The organism is Veillonella sp., from assembly GCF_018381775.1.
Classification (GTDB): Bacteria; Bacillota; Negativicutes; order Veillonellales; family Veillonellaceae; genus Veillonella.
Genome location: NZ_JAGZRH010000009.1, coordinates 87,331 through 102,419, shown reverse-complemented (window position 1 = coordinate 102,419; position 15,089 = coordinate 87,331). Strand labels below are relative to the sequence as shown.

Genomic DNA, 15,089 nt, shown 5'->3' with positions numbered 1-15,089 from the left:
AGCAAGGTGATTTTTTTGTATAACTTTCGTTGCCGCACCCGCATAGCGGGTGGTTTAATGATTCGCGACTACGTCGCGAACCAGTCTAAAGACAATAATAAAAGAGGTACCCTCTAGGGTACCTCTTTTACGTATGAGACGACGTTATCATTTGATATTTTAGAATTATTATATGTGACATCATTTCACACTATCATCAACAATTCTTATAATCCTCCTAAAGAAATCATATCCACCATTTATATAATCGCCCATTCCTACTTCCCTATCTTGAAAATATGGTGAAATAGGAAGATAGCCCCACACAATACCTAATCCTCCACATAAATTGCGGCCACCATCTCCACCTTTATAGGAAAACACATCATTATCATATACAATTTCTCTACAATACGGATCGTCACCTATAACAAGGCCAAAAAAGTTTTCTTTTTCTAACGTATACTCTCCATCAGTATCCATCCATTCCATATGCTTTAAATTCATAGAGAAATCTATATTGTTTCCCCATGGAAAGATAGTTCTACACCCCTTGCCAGCTAAATACTCCCACTCTCTTTGTGTAGGCAAAGAATATCTATTATCTTTTATATCCTGTAAAAGTTTCTTAAATGTTGTTTCTTCATAAAGTTTGCCACACCAATTGCTATCGTCTGTTTTATATAAACAAACAGTATTGTGCACCATCACTTCAGAAACACCTTTTTCCTCGGCTTTTTTTATCATGTTTTGCCATTCTTTATTTTGTGTAAGCATATCAGCTGGAATAAGACTCCAGCAGGTCTCACTATACTCTTTTTGTACCAATAATGGATGGATTACAAACTCATCTTCTCGAGTAAAATTATGTTTAAAATACGTTTCTATGTTGGATAGTACCTCTTCATCTTCCAGTGTTTCGCGAATCTTAGTTTGAACATCGTCTTCACTAAAGATTTCCTCTTCATATCCCTCGACAAATGGATAGGCAAGGTCCGCTAAATTTTCATCATTAAAAATATCCTGAAATGGTTTATTTTTAAAATCAAACCCTAACGTAACAGTATCTCCAGGAACAAATACAAATTCTATACCATCATGTGAACGATATACCGACGTATATGTGGATTTTCCAAAGGCAGTAAATTCTTTAAAGCATATCAATTCTAAATTATATATTTTTCCAATCTTATTTAATAATTCCATTCTATCGCTAGTAGATAACAAATCATATTGGGGATTATACAATTTTTTGATGGGAATAGGATTCATTAATTGGATACTCCTTATTTTTATCTAGTACAAATATTCTTTACTATGCATTTACTCTATTTACTTAAGTATTGCCTTAGAGTTTGATTTTCTAATGGTCCTAATTGTAGCGCCTTCCTATTTATAATCGCATTAATAGCTAATGCTTCAAAGGTATCTTTATCAAAATCAGAAAAGTCATTAAAGGAATTAAACACTATAAATTGTTGATTCAATAAGTTAGGTAATACCTTTAAGTCTTTCGTTCTTACTGTATCTAGCTCATTTCGTGCATAAGATTCATATCTCTCATCACCTGAATTATTCTTGCTAAACCGCCCTATATCAAGATTATTAGAATAATAGCTATATATAGCTTTCTGAGAGAAATCAATTTTAGTCAATTTCCCAAATTCAAAATTATAATAAGCATTATTTCTTAAAATATGCTCACTCCCATACCTACCAATAATAGTCCCTGTAGAAAGATCAACTATATCATTATGCTTAACCATATCTTCCTTTCTATATGATACATAGAAAGGTAGCTTTATAGTATATCCAGCGTATGGACCTGTATATCGTTTCTCACTATCATAAAAGATCTCATGCCATATATCTCTATCACTTTCATCAAGACTAGAAATATTAGGATATAACTCATCAAGACTCATATTAAAGTCTGTTTTTTTAGCATCTATTCGAGGAATGAAAGTATTATATTTATTAAGATCTTTATTCCAAGCATCTAATAAACTTACATTTTCATCAAAAATACCAATACCGTCTAACGTTATGTAATAAAGTTTATTATCTACCTCATGAACAGCAACTACATTATCAGCAATCTTATGTTCTTCATCGTCATAAAATAATGCACTATTATAAAATTCAGTTAAATGAATGGAGCTATTTTTAAAATCACTACTACCAGCTAACAATAAAATTACTATTACCATTAAAGTAATATAAATTAATAATATGGCAGCAACAACACACCCAATCCATTTCAATACTCTCTTTGAATTCATAGGCACCCTCTCAAAACAATATCTATATTGATATTACCTAATAGTTTTCTATTTTTGATTTACTACTAAAAAAATACATCACGAAATGCATACATATATACAGCAATAAATATCAATATCGACAATATAGCAATAAGCCCCCGTTTAAAATATACACTATTTTTCTTTTGGAAAAATCCTGTACAGATTGTGAGAAGGCCCATAACAACCCATCCACCCCCATAAGTCATAATGAATTCATAATCTTTATAAATTATAAACCTAAGATCTATTAAAACTATACTTATAATACTGATTATAGTTAGATACTTTGTTAAGTTACCAAAAATTCTATGTTTTTTTATATATTCATAGTCTTCGTCAATGATATGCTTACTTATTTCAAGTTTATAAAGTATTACACCCAACACTATAGATACAATAATGAACTCTATACCTAATATATCTAATTTACGCATTGTCTCTCCAGTCTCTTTTACAATACACTCTTAGTTGGTCTTAATTATAGCATACAGTATACATCCATATTTAAGAAACTACCCTAAAATTAAACGTAAAAAAGGCACCTCTTACGAGGTGCCTCTTTGTTATAGTTTATAGGAGATTTATATTTTATTAATCTAAGTCGTAGAAACCAGATGGTTTATCGCTCAAGTTAATAATGATGTTTTTCATTTGAGTGTAGTGTTCAAGGATAACTTTGTGAGTTTCACGGCCGATACCAGATTGTTTGTAACCACCAAATGGTGCACCTGCTGGGATGGAGTTATATGTATTTACCCACATACGACCTGTTTCGATTGCACGAGCTACGCGGATAGCTCGGTTAAGGTTTTGAGTGAATACACCACCGCCAAGACCGTATAGGCTATCGTTGGCTTGTTCGATCACTTCTTCTTCGCTGTGGAACTTAATTACAACAGCTACAGGGCCGAAGATTTCTTCGCGAGCTACGCGCATATCGTTTGTAGCATCTACGATAAGTGTAGGTCTAATGAAGCAACCTTTACCAAGTTCGCCGTCAGTAACGCGTACACCACCAGCTGCAACGCGAGCACCTTCTTCTTTAGCAAGTTCTACATAGCTAAGTACTTTCTCAACTTGTGCTTCGTAAATCAAGGAGCCTAGTTGTGTAGATTCTTCCCAAGGCAAGCCAACTTTCACTTTATCAAATAAAGCGGAAAGTTCAGCTACGAATTTATCATAAATTGTATCTTGTACGAAGATACGGGAACCTGCGCAACATACTTGACCTTGGTTGAAGAGGATGCCGAGCATTGCCCCATCAAGAGCTTGTTTCCAGTTTGCATCTTCAAAGAAGATATTCGCAGATTTACCACCTAATTCCAATGTAGCAGGAATCAAGCGTTCAGATGCTGCTTTATATACATCAAGACCTACTTCTGTAGAGCCTGTGAAAGCAAGTTTGCTGAAGCCAGGATGATCAAGGATATATTGACCAGATTTAGAGCCTTTACCAGTTACGATATTTACAACGCCTGGAGGCAAGATTTCTTTCAAAATATCGCCTAATACTAAAAGGCTAAGGGATGTATGGCTAGAAGGTTTAATTACAACTGTACAACCTGCTGCAAGAGCTGGTGCCAATTTCCAAGCAGCCATTAGGAATGGGAAGTTCCAAGGCACAACTTGACCTACAACGCCAATCGGTTCACGAACGATGAGGCTCAATGTATTCTCATCAAATACTTGTGCGGAGCCTTCTTCGGAACGAAGCACGCCAGCGAAGTAACGGAAATGGTCAGCGCCAAGTGGAATATCTACATTCAAAGTTTCACGGATTGGTTTACCATTGTCATATGTTTCAACTTGTGCCAAATACTCTTTATGAGCATCGATAGCGTCAGCAATTTTTAACAAGTAATCAGCGCGATCTACTTGAGATACTGTTTTCCAAGTTTTAAAAGCTTCTGTTGCAGCGTCTACCGCTTTATCAACATCGTCTTTCGTAGCCTCTGCACAGATAGCAAGTTGTTCGCCATTAGCAGGGTTATATACATTAAATTCAGCGCCGTCAGATGCAGCTACCCATTCATTATTAATTAAAAGTCCATATCTTTCTTTAAGGTTCAAGCTCATAGCATTACCTCCTATGTAGGAATATAGATTGAGGAAGATTTCCTCTGTGATTTCATCATACTCCTTATATCTAAATATTTCAATCAGATATATCATTTTCGATATATCTGTTCTGCATTATTATACATAGTTTTAAGTTATATAGAAAAACCGCACCCTCTAACACCATAGAGGATGCGGTTTTCTATATGATGACTTTTAGTCAATAATAGTTTTTACTTACGATTGTCATTATTTCTATTATTATTTTGACGACCACCATTGTTACGATTATTATTACGGTTATTGTTACGATCGTTATTTCGACGTTGTCCGTTGTTATTTCTGTTTCGGTTATTATCGTCATTCTTTGGCTTTTCTGGTTGTAATGCTTTTACAGATAAACCGATACGATTACGTTTTACATCAACAGAAATAATTTGAGCTTCAATGATATCGCCTACAGCCAGCACATCAGATGGATGTTGACGGCTATTACATAATTCACTGCGATGCAATAGACCATTAGTTTTAAGACCAAAGTCTACGAATGCACCAAAATCAACTACGTTGTGAACTGTACCTTTTACCACAGTACCAACCTTGATATCTTCAAGGCTTACTACATGTTTTCTAGTAAGCGGTGCTGGCAAATCTTCACGAGGGTCACGACCTGGTTTTGCCAAAGCCCCTAAGATATCTCGTACAGTCGGTACACCTGCATCAAGTTTTGCGGCCATTTTCTCCGCATCAACGAGCGGTAATTTCACTTGTAACGCTTCTAGTTGCGCCTTATCTTGCAAATCTTTTAAGGTAAAACCTAATTCGCCAATAATGCGTTCTGCCAATTCATAGGACTCAGGATGGACAGATGTATTATCTAATGGATTTTTACCGTGTTGCAAGCGAAGGAAACCGGCACATTGCGTAAACGCCGCAGGACCTAAGCGAGGTACTTTCAACAATTCTTTACGGCTTTTAAATACACCATTCTCTTGACGGTATGCAACGATGTTCTTAGCCACCGTACTAGAAATACCTGCAATATGTTGCAAAATAGCTGGAGATGCCGTATTGAGCTCTACCCCAACGTGGTTTACTACAGTTTCAACCACTTGATCTAACGTATGGGTCAATTGTTTTTGATTTACATCATGTTGGTATTGACCTACACCGATAGATTTAGGATCAATCTTAACGGATTCAGCCAATGGATCTTGTACACGCCGTGCAATGGATACGGCACCGCGTATGGTTACGTCTAAATCTGGTAATTCGTCGATAGCCAATTTAGAAGCAGAATATACAGATGCACCAGCTTCATTGGTGATGATGTAGTGACAATCTAATTTCTCCTCTTCAATCATAGTAGATGCAAACTGCTCTGTTTCATAGGATGCAGTACCATTACCAATAGATAAGAGAGTAACCTTGAATTTACGAATTTTATCAGCCAATACCTTTTGCGCTTCTTTGCGAAGCTTTTCACTATTCGTTAAATAGTAGGCACCATAATCTAGCACATTACCTTGTTGATCGATAATAGCCATCTTACAACCTGTACGATACCCAGGGTCAAGACCCATAATAACGTGCCCTGCCAAAGGTGGCTGCAATAATAGGTTCTTAAGGTTTACACCGAATACCTTGATAGCTTGCTCGTCCGCATTTTCCGTCAACTCATTGCGTATATCACGCTCTAGAGCAGGGAAGATTAGACGTTTATACGCATCGGCTACTGCAGCCGCCTTATAGTCTGCGAAGATGGATTTTGGATTTTTCTCTAACTTTTGCACCATGTACGCAACATACGTATCACCTGGTACTGTAAGGGCTAATTTCAAAGCACCTAATTTTTCACTGCGATTAACCGCCAAGATACGGTGAGACGGCATTTGACGAACAGGCTCAGCATATTCTGCGTATTGCAAGAACTGTTGTTGTACCTCTTCATCACCAGTCAACTCAGCTTGAATAAAGCCTTCGTTCCACATCTTTTTACGCAAGTACGCACGGAAGTCTGCACTATCACTGACAATTTCCGCTACGATATCTGACGCACCTTGAATAGCGTCCTCTGGTGTTGGCACCTCTTCCGTTACAAATTCTTTAGCAATCTCAAGGGGATCACCAGAGGTAACTGTATCGTTAAGGATCATTTCCGCCAACGGTTCTAAGCCACGTTCACGGGCAATCATCGCACGGGTACGTTTCTTAGGACGGTACGGTAAATAGAGATCCTCTAACTCTTGAAGCTTTGTTGCGGCCTCTAAGGACTTCATCAACTCGTCGGTCATCTTTTCTTGCTCTGTAATAGATGTAATGATTTCTTGGCGACGTGTTTCCAAATTGCGCAGATATTTAATGCGTTCTTCAATGGTGCGCAATTGCTCATCTTGCAATTCGCCGGTTACTTCTTTACGATAACGCGCAATAAATGGCACCGTATTGCCTTCGTCCAATAATTCTACGGCAGCTTGCACCTGCTTTGGCTTAACATTTAATTCACTGCCAATAATGGCAAACATTCTTTCACTCATTTAGATGCCTTTCTGCGATAGGTTACAAAACGATAAGGATATTTGTTCTTTTCATCCACCACGCCGTCTACTACGGATTCAATGGTGAAAGCCTCTTCTGGAAACTCTGGGAAAAATGCATCCCCTTCAAATTCGTGGTCTACTTCTGTAATGTACATCGTATCCACGTAAGGCAAGAAAGCCTCGTATACTTGAGCACCACCGATAACATAGGCCGCATCAAGAACACGTGCAGCTTCTGCAGCCGCCTCAGGACTATGGAAAATCTTAACCCCTTCTGGCGCATCAAAGCCCTTATCACGAGTAATCACCCAGTGCTCACGATTTGGCAACAGGAACGGCAAACTTTCAAAGGTCTTACGGCCCATAATGATGACATGACCTGTAGTTTTTTCTTTAAAGAATTTCAAATCATTCGGCAAGTGCCAAATCAAGGTATTATCTTTACCGATTACACGATTATGTGCTACGGCTACGATTAATGCTAACATACCGGCCTCTTTCAGTTAATACTATATGGCAACAGTCATACATAGGATTTCATTCAGCTATGGACATGAACTCAGTTCTATACAGCAACAGTCATGGACAACTTACCTAGATGTTCATACCCGTCTAATGTAACGTCCTCTGGTGTGAAGTCATAGAAGTCTTTTACTTCAGGATTCACAATAATTTTTGGAGCTGGCAACGCTTGATCGCGACGCGCTAATTGCTCGCGCAATGCTTCTATATGGTTTTCATAGACATGAGCATTGTTGATAACATGAGTAAATTTGCCAGGTTTAAGACCTGTTACTTGGGCAATCATGCATTGTAATGCTGCATATTGAGCGGTATTAAATGGAACACCAAGGCCCATATCGCCACTGCGTTGGATGAGCATGCAGTTCAAGTAACCATCAGCTACATCCCATAATGTTTCATACGCACATGGTTGCAATGCCATATCATCTAAATCTTCAATATTCCATAAAGTGACAATCATACGACGGCTATCAGGATCTTCCTTGATAGTCTTGATGAGATTATCAAGTTGTTTGTACTTTGCAATTTGGTAACCATAGGCCTTACCAATGGTACCATCTTCACGCATCCACTCATCCCATACGCGCACGTTCATTTCTTGTAATTTGCGTACATCGTTAGATTGCATTTGCCAAATCCATAACAATTCTTTTACTGCCGTTTTGAAAGCTACAAATTTTGTAGTCAAAATTGGGAATTCCTTTTGCAAGTCAAATTGCATAATTTGATGTGGCAATTTATAAGTGGCAACACCGGTACGGTTTTGACCGTATGTGCCATGTTCTAAAATATTTTCAATAATACCGAGGTATTGTGTATCTGCTAGACTCATATGTCCCCCTAAATCTATGTATAATACGTCGAATAATACTAACCTATATCTTACAATATATAGTACTATCATACTAAAAATTACATAGTACTACCATATATACAGTAAAATTTATTATCCCTTATATTCTGCAATGGCCTGTAAAAAACTGAGGCCATATTTTTTCAATTTTGCTTCCCCTACACCCTTAACATTGCCAAACTCACCTAATGTAGTGGGTCGTAAATTGGCTAGGTCAATAAGTACTGTATCGGGAAAGATAAGATATGGTCGAAGCCCTGCCGCTTCGGCTAAGCGCTTACGATGTTGTCGTAAATGTTCAAATAAACCACCCGACCCAGAACTAGATTTTCCTCGTGCTATGGTAGACGTAGACCGACTAGTTCGAGATGGTACAGACACATGTTGTCTGATTTCCTCCACCTCTTTATGCCCAGCGAGGACCTCCTCAGCGCCTGCCGTCAAGGATAGCACAGGATACTTACCTGAAGAACTACGCAAATAACCAGAAGCTACAAATTGTTGGATGAGCCCTTTAATAGATTTCTCGTCTACATTACTTAGTAAACCAAATACAGGGAGTGAATCGTGGCCAGCTCGCATAATACGGTCAGTTCGCTCACCACGCACGATAGAGGTAATCATAGAGGCACCATAGCGCTCATCAGTGCCCATAATGGCACGGAAGATGGCCTTCGCCTCTTTCGTTACATTTACCTTATGGGCGGAACCTTTACAGGAGCTACAATTATCACATGTGGTCCAGACAGTGCTTTCACCAAAATAGTTAAGCATATATTTACGCAAACAATTACTACAGAAACAGTAATCAATCATAGACTGCAATTTACGGAGCTCCACCTCTTGTCGCTCAGGCGTCTCGATAGACTGTTCAATTAAATACTTGTGAACCTGTACATCCTGCCCGCTGTAGAGCAAAATACATTCTGCAGGTGCTCCATCACGCCCTGCACGGCCCGCCTCTTGATAATAGGACTCCATGTTGCGTGGCATTTGGTAATGCAACACATAGCGCACATTACTTTTATCAATGCCCATGCCAAAGGCATTGGTAGCCACCATAACCTGCAATTTATCGTCTGCATAAGCATTTTGCATCTCACGGCGTACTTCATCGCTGAGCCCCCCATGATAATGGCCCACCTTAATGCCTGCACGGGTTAGATTTTCATACACTCGATCTACATCCTTGCGCGTCGCACAATAGATAATACCATTTTCGTTATCATGTTGACGCACGTAATGGACTACATAATCCATGCGCTTTGGTGTACGGATGACAGAGAAGGATAAATTAGGCCGATCAAAGCCCGTTACATACACATTTGCCTTGTCTAATCCTAATAGTTTTTTAATATCATTTTCTACATATTTCGTAGCCGTCGCCGTGAAAGCCCCTACGATAGGACGCTTCGGTAGTGAGTTGAGCCACTCACCGATGAGACGATAGGACGGTCTAAAGTCATGACCCCACTCAGAGATACAATGGGCCTCATCCACAATGACTTGAGCTATAGGCAACGCTCGTAGCACATTACAGAAGAAATTAGAACCTAGTCGCTCCGGCGCAATATATAAGAGTTTAATCTTACCACTACGCACTTCGTACATCGTTTTATTAAACTCCGCTTGCGTAAGGGTACTATTGATGAGCGCCGCTGGTATATTCTGCACTAACAAGCCATCCACCTGATCTTTCATAAGAGAAATCAGTGGTGAAAATACGATAGTAAGCCCCGCCTTACAGAGCGCCGGAATTTGAAAGCAAATAGATTTCCCTGCCCCCGTCGGCATAATGCCAATTACATCTTCATTGCGTAATAAGGAGGCAATGGGAGCCTCTTGAGCCGGTCTAAAGGAGGTATACCCAAAGTAAGTTTCTAACATGCGTAGTGCTTGTTGTTTTGTCACAACTGGTTGTTTTAGATTTTCTTGTTTTCTTGTCCCCTGTTGATCCATGAGTACCTCCTTTCACGTGTCATTTTTCCATTCTATTATTTTATCATATTTCGAGTATTTTCGGTTTATTAGTATATACGATTTATAGGTTAACCGTCAAATACCCAAGATGAAAGTATATGCTTAAACTTCGTATAGAAATCAATAGAATCTCACAAAATTTTTACACTCTAAAGTGCTAATATATGATACAATAAGAATTATTTATAATACTATAGAATGAAAATTTAACCTAAAATTTAACCTAAGGAGGTCTTATATAGGCATGACACAAGACAACTTAATGATTATCATCGCCTTTGCCTTATACCTAGGACTCATGATGTATATCGGGGTCTACTATTACAGGAAATCTAACAGCATTGGTGATTACATTCTCGGTGGCCGACAACTAGGACCATGGATTACAGCACTTAGTGCAGAAGCATCAGATATGAGTGGTTGGATGCTCATGGGTGTGCCTGGCCTAGCGTATACTACGGGGATTTCTGGTGTATGGATTGCCGTAGGTCTCACATTAGGTACATGGGCAAACTGGAAGTTTGTTTCTAGACGCTTGCGTAACCATACTGAGGTTGCTAGTGACAGTTTAACTTTACCGGACTATTTGAAAAATCGTTTCCACGATCAATCTCATTCGGTAGCCGTTATCTCCGCCCTATTTATCTTGATTTTCTTCTTGATTTATACATCATCAGGATTCGTAGCAGGTGGCAAACTGTTCAACACCATCTTTGGTCTTGATTACACCGTATCTCTATTTATTACAGCGGGTATCGTCGTATTCTACACATTCCTCGGTGGCTTCCTCGCCGTATCTTGGACAGATTGTATTCAAGGGGCATTGATGTTCTTCGCTATCTTAGCGGTACCAATTACAGCTGCCATGTTTATGGGTGGTCCTATTGAAACATTCCAACTCATTCAACACGAGTTTCCTCAAGGACTTAGCCTATTCGGTGATCCATCTGATTGGTTCACTTGGATTATTGGCTTGATTTCTTCTCTTGGTTGGGGGCTTGGCTACTTCGGTCAACCTCATATCCTCGTAAGATTCATGGCTATCTCTGATGCTAAAGAGCTTAAGAAATCTACAAACATCGCCATGGTTTGGGTTATCTTATCCCTTATGGCAGCTATTGCAGTTGGCCTCATTGGTCACGTATATATGTTACCAGATAAATTGGTAGGCACTGATGCAGAAACTGTATTCCTTATCATGACAGAGCGTCTCTTTACACCATTTGTAGCAGGTCTCATCTGGTCTGCAGTACTCGCAGCTATCATGAGTACCGCATCTGCACAGTTATTAGTAACAGCCTCTGCCATTTCTAATGACTTCTATGCGAATATCATTCATCCTAAAGCAGGCGATAAGGAGCTTGTACTAGTAAGCCGTATCGTAGTACTTATCGTAGCATTGATTGCCATCTATATGGCAATGGATCCAGATAGCTACATCTTAACAATGGTTGCCTATGCATGGGCAGGCTTTGGTGCTGCCTTTGGTCCAGCTATCTTGTTCTCCTTGTTCTGGAAACGCATGACACGTCATGGCTGTATCGCTGGTATCGTAGTTGGTGGTTTGACAGTACTAATTTGGAAACAATTTGAATTCCTTGGTCTATACGAAATCGTACCAGGCTTCATCTTCTCTTCCATCGCTATCTATGTAGTGAGTATCATGGGTAAATTACCTCCTCGTCCAGTTCTTAAGGACTATCGCGAAGCAGAAAAAATGCATGTTCTATAAATCAGAAATCGGACGTTTAAAATAGCATACATAAAAATAGAGCTAGTTGATTCAACGATCAACTAGCTCTTTTATTATGAGTATTGTGCTAAGCCTTCCTTAATAGCTTCTTTCACTTCTGCTACCAAGGATGCTGGTGAAAGTACTTTCACACTTTGCATATATTGAAGTGCCCAATACTTAAAGGCATCATGATTTACACGTACACGGCATACAACATCATCAGATGTGACGTTGGTGAATTCCACATTGCCATCGAACCAATCTAAAATTTGGTTTACAATAGAACGCTTCGCCTTAAAACTTACGGTAACGGATTCACCACCGAACATGTAAATATGTTCTTTTACATATTGCGATACATTAAAGGTGCGTTGCTGGTTATAGCCCTTTATCTCCCGCAAAGGTTTTCTACGCTCGCTCAGCACCGTAATGTGTGCAATTCGATCGACACGCAATGTAGACATGTCATCATAGTTTTCGTGGTTTCCAACTAGATAATAGTGTCCTCGATTCATAACTAGTTGGAATGGATTGAATACATACTTTCGCTCCTTATTATCTGGACCGAGATTGATATGTAATCGTTTATCCACGTCAGGTTGGCAATAAGCCAAGGAAATTTTTTTCCCCTTTTGTATCGCTTCTTCTATGAGATCAATGTTAAGGAATAAGTCCTGACTTCTATGAAGGTAACCCGTAGCACTTTCAATATCAATACCATGGGGCTTGAAATGAGAGCTACCCAATTTAGCAACACGACTAATTAAATCCTTACGTTGAGATGCGGTAATATGACGAGACGCCAAAATACCGTCAATTAATAATCTCAATTCCGAATCTTCAAAGGTATGAATCATATAAAAATCAGTACGGCGAATAGTACCATCTGCTCCTACGGCAGACTCTTCACATTGAATACCAAAATCACCAGATTCATATAAATCATTTAAATGACGGCCTAAGGTCTTCCGATCGACGGATACCTCGTACCGCTCGGCTAATATACTGCGAATCTCCTCTTGAGATAAAGTATGATTAGCATCCGTTTCACTTTTCAGGATTTCTAGTATATATACTAGAACGGCCTTCTTAGATGCCATAAAAGACTCCTTTTACAAATAATACAATTAAAACAACATTGTAACTAATACAATTTATAATATCATCCACAACACATCGGATGATGTTCACTAAAATACCCATACATAGTATACCACACTTTTCATATATGGTTCATTTATTTCTCATTAATTTTATCGATTTACTATACTTTTTTGGCAATATTAAATAACTAAATGTAATAATTATTAAAAAAGATTAAATTAAATTATATAAAACAAAAACCCATTACTACTTAATACACATAAATGTTATAAGTGTAATGGGTTTTATGTTTATTCTGAAGATTATATGAATCACCAAAATATTATCTTAGAAATTTTAAAAGAATTACGAAAGACCATTGTTTTTCTTACTTCTAATAAAGCCTAATTGCTCCATACGCTTCGTCAATTCATTATAGAATGCTTCCGCCATGGCATTTTGGTGTTTACCAGTTTGGGCCTTATCAGCGCTAAAGAGAGAATCTTTAATCTTCTTAATCATCGTAGACTTGGCTTTAGGCTTATTCAATAATTCCATGAACAATAAATCTTCTTCAGAAATATCACCAATAGCGTCATTGAACATATTTGCACCATAAATATATTCACTACCACCATCAGCAATAGCTTTTACAAAGTTTGTAAAACGAGCTGGTACAAAGGATAAGCCCTCCATATATTCCTGTTTATCAGGGAATGTTTTATAGAATCGAATACCACCGCGTACCATATGTTCAACGATAGCTTTATATAAACTACATACAGCTGGTTCTAAGTCATCTTCAGATGCCTTAGCAGCATCGTGAGCAGCTTTTAAAATGGCAAGGGCTTCGATCATATTGAAAGTGCCACCATCTTTAATGAGCGCTTTGAATGTATCTCGTACAAGCTCATTTTCAAACATTTCTAATGCTTCTTCATCAAAGAGGATTTGGAATACAAAACTATTTACGATAGACCGTACAGGTACTGTATTCACCTTATCAGGATTAGCTACATCATAGCTAATATCCTTTGCAGCACTTTCTTTGCAAATAATAGACTTGCGGAATGTTGTATCAAGCATAAAGTCTAAATATTGTTCTTGATCCGCTTGGCTATTAGGAGCCAATTTTTCAAGTTTATCGGCGATGCTTTCATCATAGGTACGAACCATGGATAATGTTAAATCTGCATCACATACATAGCTAAGATTATGAGCTTTCAAATGATCATTGAATTGATAGAAGTAACATGGATCATTATGAGGTTCTAAATGGTCATGACCTACATAATAATCATCCTTTTGCATAACGGAACGCAAGGCACCTAAGAATTTACTATTACGCTCTTTAAGGTTATCATAATTAAGAATTTGAGCACCTACTAGACTACCTACAGTTTTACCGCGTAATACCTTTTCCTTATGAGTCAACTCATCATAACCACGATTAGCAAATAGCATAAGTTGACGAACTTCTTCCATCGTATGCCAACCTGGGTATGTATTATAGGATACATATGCAATGCCATTATCAGCCAAATGATGGGATATAATATCAAGTAACTTATCCTTCATTTCATCGCTAATCCAAGAGTAAAAACCATGGGCAATAATGTAATCAAAGTTTCCTAAGGATTCATCAAAGTTCAAAATATCCCCTTGCAATAGAGATACATTATCTAACTTGGCATCACTAATAATTTTGTTGCCCTTCTCTACTTGATCTTGGGAAAGCTCAATACCTACAAATGTTGCTTCTGGATTATGCATAGCTTGAGAAATAATATTTCCCCCATACGTAGCACCTAATTCAAGTACACGTGCTGTTTTAGCCGTTGGTGGCTTAAGACCTACAAGTGTACCATATGCTTCCAAATAAGCAGGCGTAGTAAAAGGAAATGGATAGGATTTATAGCCTAATTCTTTATATATTGTTTGTTGCATATCGTCTGTTGCGATCTGTTGATTATCCTTAGCCATAAGCACCTCTATATTTACTATTAAAGTTATCAAATCATATATCAGTA

The 15,089-nt window shown here is 38.2% G+C and carries 11 protein-coding genes; 1 reads left to right on the top strand and 10 read right to left on the bottom strand.

All coding sequences use genetic code 11. From position 1 onward, the window contains the following. Positions 1-180: 180 nt before the first annotated feature. The 8 genes from KH109_RS07065 to recQ all read right to left on the bottom strand — a co-directional run bounded on the left by KH109_RS07065 (position 181) and on the right by recQ (position 10,220). Positions 181-1,251, bottom strand: a complete 1,071-nt coding sequence (locus KH109_RS07065; protein ID WP_295217156.1) for a hypothetical protein — start codon at positions 1,249-1,251, stop codon at positions 181-183. A 56-nt stretch (positions 1,252-1,307) separates the two neighbouring features. After that, positions 1,308-2,261, bottom strand: a complete 954-nt coding sequence (locus tag KH109_RS07060) for a hypothetical protein (protein WP_295217153.1) — start codon at positions 2,259-2,261, stop codon at positions 1,308-1,310. A gap of 65 nt (positions 2,262-2,326) precedes the next feature. After that, positions 2,327-2,719 (bottom strand): hypothetical protein, encoded by a 393-nt coding sequence (locus KH109_RS07055; protein WP_213467160.1) that lies wholly within the window; start codon positions 2,717-2,719, stop codon positions 2,327-2,329. Positions 2,720-2,876: 157 nt separating this feature from the next. After that, complete coding sequence (locus tag KH109_RS07050; protein WP_195186650.1) at positions 2,877-4,361, bottom strand: aldehyde dehydrogenase family protein; 1,485 nt, start codon at positions 4,359-4,361, stop codon at positions 2,877-2,879. 215 nt (positions 4,362-4,576) lie between these two features. Continuing rightward, positions 4,577-6,880, bottom strand: coding sequence for a Tex family protein (locus tag KH109_RS07045; RefSeq protein WP_295217149.1), 2,304 nt, complete (start codon positions 6,878-6,880; stop codon positions 4,577-4,579). Then, positions 6,877-7,371 (bottom strand): dihydrofolate reductase, encoded by a 495-nt coding sequence (locus KH109_RS07040; RefSeq protein WP_295217148.1) that lies wholly within the window; start codon positions 7,369-7,371, stop codon positions 6,877-6,879. Before KH109_RS07040 ends, KH109_RS07045 begins: the two co-directional genes overlap by 4 nt. Before the next feature lie 77 nt (positions 7,372-7,448). Then, positions 7,449-8,240, bottom strand: a complete 792-nt coding sequence (locus KH109_RS07035; RefSeq protein ID WP_295217145.1) for a thymidylate synthase — start codon at positions 8,238-8,240, stop codon at positions 7,449-7,451. 114 nt (positions 8,241-8,354) lie between these two features. Next, positions 8,355-10,220, bottom strand: coding sequence for a DNA helicase RecQ (recQ, locus tag KH109_RS07030; RefSeq protein WP_295217142.1), 1,866 nt, complete (start codon positions 10,218-10,220; stop codon positions 8,355-8,357). A gap of 265 nt (positions 10,221-10,485) precedes the next feature. Here recQ and putP point away from each other — a divergent pair, with 265 nt between their 5' ends. Then, complete coding sequence (putP, locus tag KH109_RS07025) at positions 10,486-11,973, top strand: sodium/proline symporter PutP (RefSeq protein ID WP_295217139.1); 1,488 nt, start codon at positions 10,486-10,488, stop codon at positions 11,971-11,973. 74 nt (positions 11,974-12,047) lie between these two features. Here the strand turns inward: putP and KH109_RS07020 are convergent, their stop codons facing one another. Then, positions 12,048-13,076 (bottom strand): WYL domain-containing protein, encoded by a 1,029-nt coding sequence (locus KH109_RS07020; protein WP_295217137.1) that lies wholly within the window; start codon positions 13,074-13,076, stop codon positions 12,048-12,050. 349 nt (positions 13,077-13,425) lie between these two features. Beyond that, positions 13,426-15,042, bottom strand: coding sequence for a class I SAM-dependent methyltransferase (locus KH109_RS07015; protein WP_295217135.1), 1,617 nt, complete (start codon positions 15,040-15,042; stop codon positions 13,426-13,428). Positions 15,043-15,089: the final 47 nt, after the last annotated feature.